This window comes from Cognatilysobacter segetis (genome assembly GCF_004359965.1).
Classification (GTDB): Bacteria; Pseudomonadota; Gammaproteobacteria; order Xanthomonadales; family Xanthomonadaceae; genus Cognatilysobacter; species Cognatilysobacter segetis.
The window spans coordinates 17,166-32,137 of the sequence record NZ_SMRQ01000030.1 but is presented as its reverse complement, the minus strand read 5'-3'; the positions used below and the strand labels follow the sequence as shown (position 1 = coordinate 32,137).

The 14,972-nt window shown below is 70.7% G+C and carries 14 protein-coding genes; 9 read left to right on the top strand and 5 right to left on the bottom strand.

Annotated elements, in window-relative coordinates:
- From E4F61_RS08360 to hemC, 3 genes are all read left to right on the top strand, one after another.
- The coding region (locus tag E4F61_RS08360; RefSeq protein ID WP_425480128.1) for an alpha/beta hydrolase at positions 1-343 on the top strand (343 nt) is incomplete at its 5' end.
- A 77-nt stretch (positions 344-420) separates the two neighbouring features.
- Positions 421-1,143, top strand: coding sequence for a LytR/AlgR family response regulator transcription factor (locus E4F61_RS08355; protein ID WP_133479221.1), 723 nt, complete (start codon positions 421-423; stop codon positions 1,141-1,143).
- A 100-nt stretch (positions 1,144-1,243) separates the two neighbouring features.
- Entirely contained in the window at positions 1,244-2,200 is a 957-nt protein-coding gene (gene hemC, locus E4F61_RS08350) for a hydroxymethylbilane synthase (RefSeq protein ID WP_133479217.1), read from the top strand.
- 26 nt (positions 2,201-2,226) lie between these two features.
- Here hemC and E4F61_RS08345 read toward each other — a convergent pair whose 3' ends face one another.
- Genes E4F61_RS08345 through E4F61_RS08325 form a run of 5 tightly spaced genes read right to left on the bottom strand, consistent with a single transcriptional unit; the run spans position 2,227 to position 7,620 of the window.
- Entirely contained in the window at positions 2,227-2,616 is a 390-nt protein-coding gene (locus tag E4F61_RS08345; protein ID WP_133479216.1) for a YybH family protein, read from the bottom strand.
- A gap of 19 nt (positions 2,617-2,635) precedes the next feature.
- Positions 2,636-3,586, bottom strand: coding sequence for a dimethyl sulfoxide reductase anchor subunit family protein (locus E4F61_RS08340; protein ID WP_133479215.1), 951 nt, complete (start codon positions 3,584-3,586; stop codon positions 2,636-2,638).
- Between the two features lie 7 nt (positions 3,587-3,593).
- Positions 3,594-4,523, bottom strand: a complete 930-nt coding sequence (locus E4F61_RS14990) for a 4Fe-4S dicluster domain-containing protein (RefSeq protein ID WP_133479220.1) — start codon at positions 4,521-4,523, stop codon at positions 3,594-3,596.
- A 2-nt stretch (positions 4,524-4,525) separates the two neighbouring features.
- Positions 4,526-4,738: a hypothetical protein gene (locus tag E4F61_RS08330; protein WP_133479214.1), complete on the bottom strand. Its 213-nt coding sequence runs from the start codon at positions 4,736-4,738 to the stop codon at positions 4,526-4,528.
- Positions 4,735-7,620, bottom strand: coding sequence for a molybdopterin oxidoreductase family protein (locus E4F61_RS08325; protein ID WP_133479213.1), 2,886 nt, complete (start codon positions 7,618-7,620; stop codon positions 4,735-4,737). The genes E4F61_RS08330 and E4F61_RS08325 overlap by 4 nt, the downstream gene beginning before the upstream one ends.
- A 158-nt stretch (positions 7,621-7,778) precedes the next feature.
- On the opposite strand from E4F61_RS08325, the gene E4F61_RS08320 reads away from it, so the two are divergent.
- The 6 genes from E4F61_RS08320 (at position 7,779) to E4F61_RS08295 (ending at position 14,963) form a co-directional block, all read left to right on the top strand.
- Positions 7,779-8,747 carry a helix-turn-helix transcriptional regulator gene (locus E4F61_RS08320; RefSeq protein ID WP_133479212.1) on the top strand — a complete coding sequence of 323 codons (969 nt, stop codon included), beginning with the start codon at positions 7,779-7,781 and terminating at the stop codon, positions 8,745-8,747.
- Entirely contained in the window at positions 8,744-9,631 is an 888-nt protein-coding gene (locus E4F61_RS08315; protein WP_133479211.1) for a patatin-like phospholipase family protein, read from the top strand. The genes E4F61_RS08320 and E4F61_RS08315 overlap by 4 nt, the downstream gene beginning before the upstream one ends.
- Before the next feature lie 96 nt (positions 9,632-9,727).
- Complete coding sequence (locus E4F61_RS08310; RefSeq protein WP_133479210.1) at positions 9,728-10,042, top strand: hypothetical protein; 315 nt, start codon at positions 9,728-9,730, stop codon at positions 10,040-10,042.
- A 57-nt stretch (positions 10,043-10,099) separates the two neighbouring features.
- Complete coding sequence (locus E4F61_RS08305; RefSeq protein ID WP_133479209.1) at positions 10,100-12,208, top strand: prolyl oligopeptidase family serine peptidase; 2,109 nt, start codon at positions 10,100-10,102, stop codon at positions 12,206-12,208.
- A gap of 72 nt (positions 12,209-12,280) precedes the next feature.
- Complete coding sequence (locus tag E4F61_RS08300) at positions 12,281-14,455, top strand: S9 family peptidase (RefSeq protein ID WP_133479208.1); 2,175 nt, start codon at positions 12,281-12,283, stop codon at positions 14,453-14,455.
- A 127-nt stretch (positions 14,456-14,582) separates the two neighbouring features.
- Positions 14,583-14,963, top strand: a complete 381-nt coding sequence (locus E4F61_RS08295) for a YbaN family protein (protein WP_133479207.1) — start codon at positions 14,583-14,585, stop codon at positions 14,961-14,963.
- The last annotated feature ends 9 nt before the right edge of the window (positions 14,964-14,972 follow it).

The window sequence follows — 14,972 nt, the reverse complement described above, 5'->3', positions numbered from 1 at the left end:
GCAGGGCGGCGCGGTCACGCTGGCGGCGGGCCTGCGGCGGAGCGAACCGTTGGCCGGCCTGGTCGCGCTGTCGACGTACCTCCCGCTCGGTACCGACGCGCTCGCGCGCCTGGACGACACGCCCGAGGCCGCGCGCGGGCAGCCGGTCTTCGTCGCGCACGGCCGCTTCGATCCCGTCGTGCCCTTCGCCGCGGGCGAGGACGCCGCCCGCCGCCTGCGCGCGCTGGGCTTCGATGTCGACTTCCACGCCTACCCGATGCAGCACCAGGTCTGCCTCGAGGAGATCGAGGCGGTGCGCGGCTGGCTGGACGCGCGTCTCGTGTCCGGTTCAGCCGCCCGCTGAGGCCGCCCCTTCCACGAACGCCCGGGAAGGCTAATATCGGAGGCGGGGGGGTATCGCGGGAGGGGTGCGTGGATACGCTGAACGTGGTGATCGCCGACGACGAACCGTTGGCCCGTGACCGGCTGCGCGCGCTGCTCGAGGAGCAGCCGGGCATCCGCGTGGTCGCGACGGCGTCGGACGGCGCGCAGGCGCTGCAGGCCTGCGCCGAACAGCACCCGGACCTGGTGCTGCTGGACGTATCGATGCCGGGCATGGACGGGCTGGAGACCGCGCGGCACCTCGCCGCGAGCGAACCGCGCCCGGCCGTGATCTTCTGCACCGCCTACGACGCGCATGCGGTCTCGGCCTTCGAGGCCGAGGCGCTGGACTACCTGGTCAAGCCGGTGCGCCCGGAACGCCTCGCGGCCGCGCTCGAACGCGTGCGCCGCCTGACGTCGGCGCGCGCCAACGGCGATGGGGCCGGCCGCAAGCGCACGCACCTGTGCGCGCGCCTGCGCGGCTCGCTGCGGCTGATCCCGATCGACGACATCCACTACCTGCAGGCCGAAGAGAAGTACGTCGTCGTGCACCACGCGCGCGGCGAGGATCTCATCGAGGAATCGCTGCGCTCGCTCGAGCTGGAATTCGGCGAACGCTTCGTGCGCATCCATCGCAACTGCCTGGTCGCGCGGCACGAGCTCATCGAGCTCAAGCGCAGCCCCGACGGCCACGTGCAGGCGCTGCTGCGGCATGGCCGCCAGCCGCTCGAGGTGAGCCGGCGCTGCGTGGCGTCGCTGCGGGAGCGGCTCGCGCACCTGTGACGGCGGTCGAGGAACCACGGATCCGCGGCCACCGGCATGGCGGTCGCGACATCGCGGGCCCGATGACGGCCCGCCGGTGCAAATCCGCGACAATGCGGGGATGACGACGCCCGCCCGCACCCTCCGCATCGCCACCCGGAAAAGCCCGCTCGCCCTCTGGCAGACCGAGCACGTCGCCGATCGCCTGCGCGCCGCGCATCCGGGCCTGGCGGTGGAACTGGTGCCGATGAGCACGCGCGGGGACGAGGTGCTGGACCGTTCGCTCGCGGCGATCGGCGGCAAGGGCCTGTTCCTCAAGGAGCTCGAGCTCGCGATGCTGCGCGGCGACGCCGACTGCGCCGTGCATTCGCTCAAGGACGTGCCGATGGAGCTCGAACCCGGCTTCGCGCTGCCGGCGATCCTCGCGCGCGCGGACCATGCCGATGCGTTCGTCAGCAACCGCCATGCCGGCCTCGACGCGCTGCCGAAGGGCGCGGTGGTCGGCACGTCGTCGCTGCGTCGGCAGGCGCAGCTGCGCGCGCGGCGCCCGGACCTGGTGCTGCGCGACCTGCGCGGCAACGTGAACACGCGACTCGCCAAGCTCGATGCCGGCGACTACGACGCGATCGTGCTGGCCTGCGCCGGCCTGCAGCGCCTCGGTTTCGACGACCGCATCCGGGCGCGCCTCGACGCCCCGGACTGGCTGCCCGCGCCGGCGCAGGGCGCGATCGCGATCGAATGCCGCAGCGACGACGCGGCGACCGTCGCGCTGTTCGCCGCGCTCAACGACGCCGCGACGCGCACCTGCGTCGAAGCGGAGCGGGCGATGAACCGTGCGCTGCACGGCAGCTGCCACGTGCCGGTCGCCGCGTTCGCCAGGCTCTCCGGCACGCGCCTGCACCTGGAAGGGCTGGTCGGCTCGGCGGTCGACGGCCGCCAGGTGCGCGCGTCCGCCGAGGGCGGCATCGATGCGCCCGACGCGCTCGGCGAACGCGTCGCGCAGGAACTGCTCGGGCACGGTGCGGCCGCGCTCATCGCCGCGTCGTCGGAACCGGATACCGGGCCGTTCGTGTCCTGAGGTCCGGCGCCGACCCGGTCTGGACGTCAGCCTGCCGCCAGCAGGTTGGCGTCGCGGATGAGTTGCCAGGACCCGTCAGCCATGCGCCGGAACACGGACAGGGCATAGCCGCTGCGTTCGCTCGCGCCGCCGCCTTCGAGCGGTTCGATGCGGACGGTCAGGCGCGCGGTCACGAACGCGAGATCGCCCGACACCTGCACCTCGCGCACGTCGCCGCTCGAGCGGATGCGATGCGTCTTCAGCAGGGAGCGCAGGCCGTCCTCGAACGCATCCCGACCCAGCATCGGTTCGCGGCCCGGCACGAGGAACTGCACGTCCTTCGCCATCAGCGACAGCACGGCATCGACGTCACCGACGGCGGTCGCGTCGTGCCATTGCCAGATGAGGGCGCGGATCGCGGTTTCGTCGGAGGTCATGACGGAACTCCTGCGCGGTTCAGTAGTACTGCGACACCAGGTGGCGTGCTTCGGCGAAGAACAGCCAGCGCTCGACGAACGCGCCGACCAGCACCGACAGCGTGGCGATGGCCAGCAGCGTCGTGGCGGCGGTCGGGACGATCCACGTCGCGGCCAGCGCGAGTGCGGGCAGCGTCGCGAAGGCGACCAGTGCGATCGCGCGCAGGCGAGACGCGTGCCTGCGCGCAAGCACGAACACCATTTCGCGCGTCACGAAGTTGCCTTCGGTGTGCGGGCGCTCGAACACGCGGACCTCGCGCGCCGGCAGGCCGATGGCCTCGCCGCGCGTGACCGGAAGCGGCGTCGTATCGATCGCGGACCAGTAGCGCGCCTTCAGCAGCGCGAGCAGGCCGAGGCCGAGGATCGTCAGCAGCAGCGTCGCGCGCGACGGCGTCGCGCCGAAGACAGCGCGCAGCGTGAGGAACGCGATGCCGCCGGAGACGAGGGCGAACAGCAGGTAGACGGCGGGCACGCTGCGATGCGTCCAGGCCGGGATGGGCTTGAGCGACGCGTAGATCATCGACGTGCAGTAGACGGTCGCGAGCGCGCCGAGCGCGAGCAGCACGGCCGCCGCGGCCAGCACGACGCCGCCGGTGAGCGATGCGCCGCCGAGGTCGACCGCGAAAAAGCGCGGCAGGAACGCGGCAACCAGTAGCAGCGCGGGTGCGAACGTCGCGAGCGAGACCACGCCTTCGCGCGACAGCCATGACGTGCGCCATTGCGAGAACGCGCGCCAGGCCCGCAACGGCTTGCCGAGGTGGCCGACCGAGCACAGCAGGCCGACGACGGACAGGAGCACGCCCAGCACGAGCGCGGACAGCAGCGCGCGCGGCGAGGTGCCGACCAGCGCCGCGATGCCGCTCCATGCGAGCAGGCCGTAGCCGAGCCCCGACAGCGTGGTGAAGAAGATGACGGAGAGGGCGGGATGCATGGGGTCCTCAGCGCGACAGCACGCGGTCGAGCCAGCGCAGCACCGGCGGCAGCGCCTTCGTGTCGAGCGCTTCCTCGGTGGCGGTCGCCGTCGTCGCACCACGACGCGGTCGCGGCGGCAGGTACTTATTGGTCGGCTTGTAGCCTAGCGATGCCATCAGGTCGACGCCGCCGCGCTCGGCGACCAGCTTCGACACCTTGGACTCGGGATCGGCGAGGTCGCCGAAGTGGCGCGCGCGGGTCGGGCAGGCCTGTACGCAGGCCGGCTGGCGCTCGGCTTCCGGCAGGTTCTCGTTGTAGATCCGGTCGATGCAGAGCGTGCACTTCTTCATGACGCCCTCGACGCTGCTGTACTCGCGCGCGCCGTAGGGGCAGGCCCACGAGCACAGCTTGCAGCCGATGCACTTGCTCTCGTCGACCAGCACGATGCCGTCCTCGGCGCGCTTGTAGCTCGCGCCGGTCGGGCAGACCGTGACGCAGGCCGGTTCCTCGCAGTGCAGGCACGAGCGTGGGAAGTGCAGGGTCATCGCCGGTTGCGCGAGATCGGCGGCGAGGTTCATCGACGTGCAGCCCGTGCGCGGCATCGCTGAAGACGTCGAGTCCGGACGGTCCGCGTGCGGCGGCTCGGCGCGCGCGGCGTCGACGCCGACACTGCGGTCGAAGTCGCCGAGGTGGCCGGCATCGCGCATCGACGTGTGCGATTCGCGCGCCGTGGCGGGCGGCGCTTCGTCGACCAGCACCGCGGCCAGCTCGTAGCTGTGTACCCGGTTGAACCAGACGCCGGTCGGATGCTCGCCGTAGGGTTTCTCGTCCGGCAGCGGCGCGGAAAAGCCGCCCGCATTCCATTCCTTGCAGGCCACCGCGCAGGCATGGCAGCCCACGCAGGTGTCGAGGTCGATCACGAGCCCGAGCTTCTTCGGTGTCGGCGGCGGCAGCATCGTCACCGGCGGCGTCCTCCGCGGGCGAGCGCGATGCCGACCAGGAAGATCGCGAACGGAATGGCCACGCTCGGCGCGAGCACGCGCATCAGGCCGCCGAGGTCGTTCGCGACGGTGAAATCGCCGAACGGCTCGATGACGCCGTAGCCGAGCAGGATGATCAGCAGGAAGCCGAGCGCGACCAGCGCGTAGCCGATGATCTTTCGCGGTGTCATGAGGCCTCGCGGGAGTCGCGTTCGCGGCGGAAGTCGGCGCCGTAGCGCAGCGGTCGATCGTCCGCCGGCGCGCCCGCGAGCGTGGCGAACTGCGGCTGCGACAGGGCACCCGTCGACGCGGCGGGCGCGATGCGTACGCGCAGGTCGAACCAGGCGGCCTGGCCCGTCACCGGATCGGCGTTCGCGTAGTCGCCCTTCGGCGTGATGTCGGAGATCAGGTGGTTGAGCAGGAAGCCCTTGGTCGCTTCCGGCGCGTCCTTGGGCAGCTTCCACGCGCCGCGGCGCTTGCCGATCGCGTTCCACGTCCACACGGTGTCGGGCTGCACGTTCGACGCGGTGCGTGCCTGCACGGTGATCGTGCCGTTGTGCGAGGTGACGTCGATCCAGTCCTCGTCGCCGATGCCGTGCTTCGCCGCGGTGTCCGGATGCAGGTAGAGGTAGTTGCGCGTGGCGATCTGACGCAGCCAGGCGTTCTGCGAATGCCAGGCGTGGTACATGAACATCGGCCGCTGCGTGATGGCCGACAGCGGGAATTCGCGGTCGCCGGCCTCGCCCTGCTGCGCCTGCTCGAACGGCTCGTACCAAATGGGAAGCGGGTCAAAGTAAGTCGCGACACGATCGCGGTGCTCGGGCGGCGGCACGTGCGGCCCATGCCCCTGCGCGGCGAGGCGGAACTTCTGCAACGTCTCGGAATAGAGCTGCTGCAGGATCGGCGCGCCGCTCCCGAGGAAGCCCTTCTGCTGAGCCCAGTCGAGATAGCCGCGGTTGGCCATCTTGAAGTAGCGCGCGTGCTCGGGCATCTCGCTGCGCCAGAAGCCGTTGTTCGCGATATAGGCGTCGAGCTGCGACGGATTCGGCGCACCCTTGGCTTCGAGTTCGCCGTGCTCGCCGCGCCAGCCCGCGAGCAGGCCCACGCCCGGCGCGCGCTCGTGGCGAACGATGTAGTCGGCGTAGTCGCGGTACTTTGGCGTGCCATTCTCGTTGACGAGGCCCGGGAAGCCGAGCCGCGCGCCGAGGTCGATCAGCACGCTCTGGAAGCCGCGGATGTCGCGCGGGCGGCCCTGCGCGTCGGGCTGCGTGGCCGGATCGAACAGCGGATGGCGGATGGCGTCCGCGGCGCCGTCGGCATCGGAGATCGGGCGGTCGAGCAGGCTGATCGCGTCGAAGCGCTCGAGGTACGTCGGGTCGGGGAACACGAGGTCGGCGTACGCGACCATCTCGGAGGAGAACGCATCGCAGTAGATGATGCGCGGGATGCGGTACTCGCCGTTCTCGTCCCTGTCGGTGAGCCAGCCGATGGTCTCGGCGGTGTTCATCGACGAGTTCCAGCTCATGTTCGCCATGAACATCATGAGCGTGTCGATCTTGTAGGGATCGCGCGCCCAGGCGTTGCGGATGACCGTGTGCATCATCCCGTGCGCGGCGAGCGGATAGCTCCACGAGAACGCGTGGTCGATGCGGCGCGGCTGGCCGTGTTCGTCGACGACGAGGTCCTCCGGGCCGTGCACGAAACCGAGCGGCGCGGCGTCGAGCACGCCGTTGGGCTGGCGCGCGCGGCCCGGGCGATTCGGCGGCGGAATCGGCTTCGGGAACGGCGGCTGGTAGCGGAACGAGCCCGGCGTGTCGACCGCGCCAAGCAGCAGCTGCAGCACGTGCAGCGCGCGGCAGGTGTGGAAGCCGTTGCTGTGCGCGCTGATGCCGCGCATGGCGTGCATCGACACCGGACGGCCCACCATCTCGGCGTGCTCGCGGCCCCACGCGTCGGTCCACGCGACGGGCAGCCGAAGCTCATGGTCGAACGCGTTCTCCGCCAGTTCGCGCGCGATGCGGCGGATGGTGTCGGCGGGGATGCCGCAGCGGTCGCTGACCGCGTCCGGCGAATACTGCGGATCGAGATAGCGCTCGGCGAGCAGCTGGAACGACGGCACGGCGATGCGGCCGTCGGCCAGCGTGTATTCGCCGACGACGGCGGGCTGCACGTCGATCGAATTCGCATCGACCGTTGCACCGCTCGTGCGGTCGAAGCACAGCGGGCGCCCCTCGGCGTCGCGCGCGAACAGGCCGTCGTCCGCCGCGCCCGGATTCCGGACCACCAGCCAGTGCGCAGTGGTGTAGCGCACGAGGTAGTCGAGGTCGATGCGGTCGGTGCGCAGCAGCTCGTGGATCAGCGCAAAGGCGAACAGCCCGTCGGTGCCGGGGCGGATGCCGATCCACTCGTCCGCGATCGCCCCGTAGCCGGTGCGCACCGGATTGACCGAGACGATCTTCGCGCCGCGCGCCTTCAGGTGGCCGAGGCCGAGCTTGATCGGGTTGGAGTCGTGGTCCTCGGCGACGCCCCAGAGCATCAGGTAGCGCGTGCGCTCCCAGTCCGGCTCGCCGAATTCCCAGAAGCTGCCGCCCAGCGTGTAGAGCCCGCCCGCGGCCATGTTCACCGAGCAGAAGCCGCCGTGCGCGGCGTAGTTGATCGTGCCGAACTGCTGCGCCCACCAGCCGGTCAGCGCTTGGCTCTGGTCGCGGCCGGTGAAGAAGGCGAGCTCGTCCGGATTGCGCTCGCGGATCGGGCGGAGCCAGGACGTCGCCAGGTCCAGCGCCTCGTCCCAGGAAATCTCCTCGAACTCGCCCTTGCCGCGCTCGCCCACCCGCTTGAGCGGCCGCGAGAGCCGGGCGGGAGAGTAGTGCTGCATGATCCCCGCCGACCCCTTGGCGCAGAGCACGCCCTTGTTCACCGGGTGCTCGGGGTTGCCCTGGATGTACCGGATCCGGCCGTCCTGCAGCCAGACCTTGATTCCGCAGCGGCAGGCGCACATGTAGCAGGTGGTGGTGCGGACCTCGTCGCCCGGGGTGGGGGACGTGTCGATCGCCGGTTCGGAGGGGCCTCGCATCGCGCCATTGTGCCCGAGCCCCGCGTCGCGCCGTGCCACCCACGCCCCTTTCACGACCCGGCGCCCCCGGCGCGGCGACACTGCCGCTGCCCGAGGCCCTAGCCGCTGACGCATGCCGGTGCGATGCTTGTCGCAGCCGGCCCCGAGACTGGAACCTGATGGAACGCATCGAACGCATCCACGCCCTGCACCGCATCCTGAGCGCCTCGCGCTATCCGGTGACGGTGCAGCGCCTGCAGGAAGAGCTGCAGTGCTCGCGGGCCACCGTCTACCGCGACCTCGCCTACCTGCGCGACTACCTGATGGCGCCCGTGCAGGGCAACGGCGAGGCCGGCTTCCGCTACGACCACAGCGACGGCACGCGCTTCGAGCTGCCGGGGCTGTGGCTGTCGTCGGAGGAGCTGTATTCGCTGCTGGCCGCGCAGCAGCTGCTGATGCGCTCGGGCGGCGGCGTGCTGTCGAACGCGCTCGCGCCGCTGCAGCAGCGCATCGAGAAGCTGCTCGGCGAGCATGCCGGCGGGCGCCGCGTGCCGGTCGAGCGCATCCGCGTCATTCCGCATCGCCGTCGGCGCCTGGACGAGGCGAGCTTCCGCAACGTGGCGACCGCGGTGCTCGACCGCCGCAAGCTCAGCTTCGACTACCGCGCGCGCTCGACCGACGAGAAGACCCGTCGCACGGTCTCCCCGCAGCGGCTCACGCACTACCGCGAGAACTGGTACCTCGACTGCTGGGACCATGAGCGCGAGGCGCTGCGCAGTTTCTCCGTCGACCGCATCCAGAACGCCAAGGTGCTGGACGAGCCGGCCCGCGACGTCTCCGACGAGGAGATGGACCGCCAGCTCTCCTCGAGCTACGGGATCTTCTCCGGCGCGCCGAAGGGCTGGGCGACGATCGTCTTCAGCCCGAAGGCCGCGCGCTGGGTGGCGGACGAGCACTGGCATTCGCAGCAGCAGGGGCGCTTCCTGCCCGACGGGCGCTTCGAGCTGAAGGTGCCCTACAGCAACGAGCGCGAGCTGCTGATGGACGTCATGCACTACGGCGCCGACGCCGAGATCATCGAGCCCGCGGCGCTGCGGCAGCAGGCGATCACTCACCTCGAACTGTCGCTGGGCAAGTACGGTCGGTGACGCCCGCGGCGAACGAGCCGGTCGCGCTGGTACTGGGCGCCGGCGGCGCCCGCGGCCTGGCGCAGATCGGCGTGATCGAGGTGCTGGAGCAGCGCGGTTTCCGCATCGCGGCGGTGGCCGGCAGCTCGATCGGCGCGCTGATCGGCGGGCTGTACGCAGCCGGCAAGCTCGCCGACTACCGCGACTGGCTCACGCCGCTGGAGCGCAGCGACATCCTGCGCCTGCTCGATCCCGCGTTCTCCGCGCCGGCGCTGTTCCGCGGCCAACGCATCCTCGACGAGATGCGGCGCATCGCCGGTTCGCCGCGCATCGAGGACCTGCCCGTGCCTCTCACGGTGGTGGCGGTCGACCTGATGCGCCAGCGCGAAGTCTGGCTGCGCGAAGGCGACCTCTGGGACGCCGTGCGCGGCTCGATGGCGATCCCCGGCGTGTTCACGCCGCACGTCGTGCGCGGGCGCGAGCTGGTCGACGGCGGCATCCTCGCGCCGCTGCCGATCACCGCGACGCGGTTGTCCGGCGCGCATCGCCTGGTCGCGGTCGACATGCACAGTTGGCCCGCGCATCCGCCCGGCGCGCTGGCGCAGCCGGCACCGTCGGAAATCGCGGGCGAGATGCCGTCGCTGTTCGGTCGCTGGCTGCGGCGCTTCGGCGATCGCGTGGACGGCGCCGACGCGCGCGCGATGGGCTTCACCGAACTCATGGCGCGTTCGCTCGACACCATGCAGGCGCAGATCGCGCGCGTGCAGATGGCGCTGGACCCGCCGGAGATCGTGATCCGCATTCCCCGTGACGCCTGCCAGTTCTACGAGTTCTGGCGCGCGCGCGAGCTGGTGGAACTCGGCCGCCGCTGCGCGAGCCAGACCCTGGACGCCGCGGGCTACTGAGCCGCTACGGCCGCCTGTCGGGCCGCGCGTGCGATTCGCAACCGGTGAGATGGGCGGACGGGAAGGTGGCGGCCCGTCACCTTACGGCCTGCCGACATGTCGACCAAAGCCCCTACCGCGGTGTCCATCCTCGACGAGATCCTGTGCACCGCGTCGGCCATCGGCCTGGTGCTGGTCGCACTGCTGCCCGGCGCGCGCGGGATGTCGCCGGTCGGCTGGCTGCCGATGTGGCTGGTCGCGATGCCCGCGCTGTCGTGGTGGGCGCTGCACGGCTTCGCGCTGCCGTATCGGCGCGCCGACGCCGACGCCGGCGCCGATGGCGCGGCGCTTCGGGGCGTGCGTCGTGCGTTGCCGCAGGCCCGCCGCTCCGCACGCCCCGCACGCCGCCGGGACGCGCGCCGCGCCGCCTGAGTCGCGCTCGGCGGCTGTGCTAGCGTCGGGGCTTCCCTTTTCCAGGCGCCCCACGCGATGACCCTGCGCACTTCCGGACTGCTGTTCGCTGCCGTGCTGGCCACCTCGGGCGCCGTAGGCGCGCAGGAGACCGCCGTGCAGACAACCGATCCGTATCCGTGGCTCGAAGACGTCACCGGCGACCGTGCGCTCGCCTGGGTCCGCGAGCACAATGCGAAGACCGAGGCCGAGCTCGCCGCGACCCCGCAGTTCAAGGCGCTCGAGGGCGAGATCCGCGCGATCCTCGATTCCGACGCGAAGATTCCGACGGTCGAGAAGATCGGCGACCACTACTACAACTTCTGGAAGGACGCGCAGCATGCGCGCGGCCTGTGGCGCCGCACGACGCTCGACGAGTACCGCAAGCCGAACCCGCAGTGGGAGACGGTGCTCGATCTCGATGCGTTGAACGCGTCCGAAGGCGCGCAATGGGTATGGCATGGCGCGGACTGCCTCAGGCCGGACTATCGCCGCTGCCTGATCGCGCTCTCGCCCGGCGGCTCCGATGCCGACGTCACCCGCGAGTTCGACCTCGTCACCAAGACCTGGGTCCCGGGCGGCTTCGATCGCCCCGAGGCCAAGGGCCGGCTGACCTGGATCGATCCCGACACCGTCTATGTCGTCACCGACTACGGCCCCGAGTCGCGCAACAAGGCCGGTTATGCGCGCCTGGCCAAGGAGTGGAAGCGCGGCACGCCGATGGCCGCGGCGACCACCGTGTTCGAAGGGCCGGCGGACAACGCGGGCTACGGCATCCACGCGTGGCGCGACCAGACGCCGGGCTTCCAGCGCGACCTGATCCTGCACTACCTCGACAGTCGCGATACCGCGGTCTACGTGCGCGACGCGCGCGGCACCCCGGTGCGCATCGACGCGCCGGATTCGGCCGAAAAGGGCGTCCACCGCGAGTGGCTCACGCTCGAACTGCGTGAGCCCTATGCCGCCGGTGGCAAGACCTACAAGGCCGGCAGCCTGCTGGCCACGAAGTTCGACGACTTCATGGCCGGCAAGCGCGAGTTCGACGTGCTGTTCGAGCCGGACGAGCACAGTTCGCTCGCCGGCGCGACGTGGACGCGTCATCACCTCGTGCTCAACGTGCTGCAGGACGTCAGGAACCGCCTGAGCGTGCTGACGCCCGGCGCGAACGGATGGACGCGCGCTGCGTTCACCGGCGCGCCGTCGTTCGGCACGCTGTCGGTGGACGCCGTCGATCCGGACGAGTCCGACGCGGTGTGGCTGACGGCGACCGATTACCTCACGCCGACCACGCTGTCGCTGGCGACCCTCGGCAAGGCGCCCGAAGTGCTGAAGACGATGCCGACGTTCTTCGACGCGTCGAAGCACGTGATCGAGCAGCACTTCGCGACGAGCAAGGACGGCACCAAGGTGCCGTACTTCATCGTCCATCCCAAGGACCTGAAGCACGACGGCACCGCGCCGACGCTGCTCTACGGCTACGGCGGCTTCGAGATCTCCATGCTGCCCGGCTATTCCGGCGGCGTCGGCAAGGGCTGGCTGGAGCAGGGCGGCGTGTACGTCGTCGCCAACATCCGCGGCGGCGGCGAGTACGGGCCGCGCTGGCACCAGGCCGCGCTCAAGGCCAATCGCCACAAGGCCTACGAGGACTTCGCCGCGGTGGCGCAGGACCTCGTCGCGCGCAGGATCACGTCCCCGAAGCACCTCGGCATCCAGGGCGGCAGCAACGGCGGCCTGCTGATGGGCAACATGCTCACGCAGTACCCGGAGTTGTTCGGCGCGGTCGTGGTGCAGGTGCCGCTGCTCGACATGAAGCGCTACAGCCACCTGCTGGCCGGTGCGTCGTGGATGGCCGAGTACGGCGATCCGGACACGGCCGACTGGGACTTCATCCAGCGCTTCTCGCCGTACCACCTGTTCGATCCGGCCAAGACCTACCCGCCAACGCTCTTCATGACCTCCACGCGCGACGACCGCGTGCACCCGGGCCACGCCCGCAAGATGGCGGCGAAGATGCTCGCCGCCGGCAAGGACGTGCGCTACTACGAGAACATCGAGGGCGGCCACGGCGGGTCGGCGAACAATGCGCAGGCCGCGCACATGAGCGCGCTCGCCTTCACGTTCCTGTGGAAGACGCTCGGCGGTCGCTGAGCGTCGTGCCCACGACCCGCCCCGGCCGCCCGCGGGCGGCCTTGCCTTCGCCTTGCCGACGGTGCCCGCACAATGCGCTCCTTCCTGACGCTTCTGATCGCCGCGCTCATGACCACGACCTCGCCCGCCGCCCCGCTCCCGACCCCGCCCGACGTCGCGCGCAAGCCGCACGTCGTGCGGGCACCGCACGGCGCCGAGCGCGCCGACGAGTACTACTGGCTGCGCGACGACAGCCGCAAGAACCCCGAGATGCTGGCGTACCTCAATGCCGAGAACGCCTACGTCGATGCGTACATGGCGCCGCTCAAGCCGGTGGAGGATCGCCTGTACGACGAGATTGTGGGCCGCATCAAGCAGGACGACAGCTCGGTGCCCTTCCGCCATCGCGGCTGGTGGTACTACTCCCGCTTCGAGGCCGGCAAGGACTACCCCGTGCACGCACGCCGCCGCGACGGCGCGGGCGTCGACGCGATGGCGATCCAGCGCGCGAACGACGCGGGCGATTTCGCGGGCGAGCAGGTGCTGCTCGACGTCAACACGCTCGCGGCCGGGCTCGACTACTACAGCGTCGGCACGTACGAGGTCAGCCAGGACAACCGGCTGCTCGCGTACGCCGACGACGCGGTGGGACGTCGCCAGTACGTCATCCGCTTCCGCAACCTCGAGACGGGCGAGGTGTACCCGGAGGCGATCGAGGGCGTATCGCCCGACATCGTCTGGGCCGACGACAACCGCACCGTCTTCTACATCGAGAACGACCCGGAGACCCTGCTCACGCGCCGGGTGAAGAAGCACGTGCTGGGCACGCCGGTCGCGCAGGACGCGGTCGTGTACGAGGAGAAGGACGACAGCTTCTACATGGGGCTGGACCGCACGCGCGACGACCGCTTCATCTGCATCTCGATGAGCAGCACCGTGTCGGACGAGATGCGCTGCGCGCCGGCCGCCGATCCCGCCGCGTTCTTCGTGTTCGCGCCGCGCCAGCGCGACGTCGAATACACGGCGGACCACTACGACGGCCGCTGGGTAATCCGCACCAACGCCGACGGCGCCAAGAACTTCAAGGTGATGACGGCGCCAACCGGGGCGCGGTCGCGCAAGGAGTGGCAGGCGTGGGTCGCGCACGACCCGGACGTCTTCATCGACGGGTTCGAGCTGTTCCGCGACTTCGACGTGATCGCCGAGCGTGCGAACGGCCTGGAGCGCCTGCGCGTGCTGAAGAAGGACGGCACGCAGACCTTCGTCAAGGCGGACGAGCCGGCCTACAGCATGGGCCTGGCGACCAATGCCGAGCCGGAGACCGACTGGCTGCGCTACACCTACACTTCGCTCACCACGCCGGCCACCACCTACCAGGTGAACCAGCGCAGCGGCGAGCGCGTGCTGCTCAAGCAGCAGCCGGTGATCGGCTACGACCCGTCCCGTTACGAGACCGAGCGCCTCTGGGCCACCGCGCGCGACGGCACGAAGATCCCGGTGTCGGTGGTCTATCGCAAGGGCTTCGAGAAGAACGGCCAGGCCGCGCTGCTGCAGTACGGCTACGGCAGCTACGGCGCGACGATGGATCCGGCGTTCAACCTGCCCGTGGTCAGCCTGCTCGACCGCGGCATGGTGTACGCCATCGCGCACATCCGCGGCGGCGAGGAGATGGGCCGCGCCTGGTACGAGAACGGCAAGCTGTTCAACAAGAAGAACACGTTCACCGATTTCATCGACGTCACCGACTTCCTCGTGAAGGAGGGCTACGCGTCGAAGGATCGCGTCGCGGCCTACGGCGGCAGCGCCGGCGGCCTGCTGATGGGCGCGATCAGCAACATGGCACCGCAGAAATACCGCCTGATCCTGTCGCAGGTGCCGTTCGTGGACGTGGTGACGACGATGCTCGACCCGACCATCCCGCTCACCACCAACGAATACGACGAGTGGGGCAACCCCGAGAAGAAGGACTTCTACGACTACATGCTGTCGTACTCGCCGTACGACAACCTGTCGAGGCAGGCGTACCCGGCGATGTTCGTCGGCACCGGCCTGTGGGATTCGCAGGTGCAGTACTGGGAACCGGCCAAGTACGTCGCGCGCCTGCGCGACCTGGACACCTCGGGCAACCCCGTCCTGTTCCGGACCAACATGGACGCCGGCCACGGTGGCAAGTCGGGCCGCTTCCGGCGCTACCGCGAGCTCGCCGAGATGTACGCCTTCGCGCTCGACCGCCTGGGCGTCGCCGACGCGATGTCGCCCGCGAAGTGACGAGCCCTTCGCGCTCCTCGCGGCCGGTTCCCGTCGACGGCCATGGGCCCGCGCGGCTCGCCGGGTGTGGACGCACCGCGGCGCCCGCGGTGCCTCACGCGGGGCCCGGTCCGCTCGCGCCGTGACGATGCCGGAGCCGCGCGCCGTGCGGTTCCGCTGGGCCTGGTGGCTGCTGGCGTATGCGGCACTGGGGCTCGGGCTGGTGGGCATCGTCGTTCCCGGCCTGCCGACCGTGCCCTTCGTGCTGCTCGCCGCGTTCGCCGCCGCGCGCGGCTCGCAGCGGCTGCATGCGCGCCTGCTGGCCGACGCGCGCTTCGGCCCGATGATCCGGGACTGGCAGGCGCAGGGCGCCGTCAGCCGCCGCGCCAAGCGCCTGGCGACGCTGTCGATGGCCGTGGCCGGCGCGATCATGCTGCTGACGGCGCCGAAGCCGTGGATGGCGGGCCTCGGCATCAGCTGCATGGCCGTCGTCGCGATCTGGCTCTGGCGTCGACCGGAGCCGCGCTGACGCAGGCTA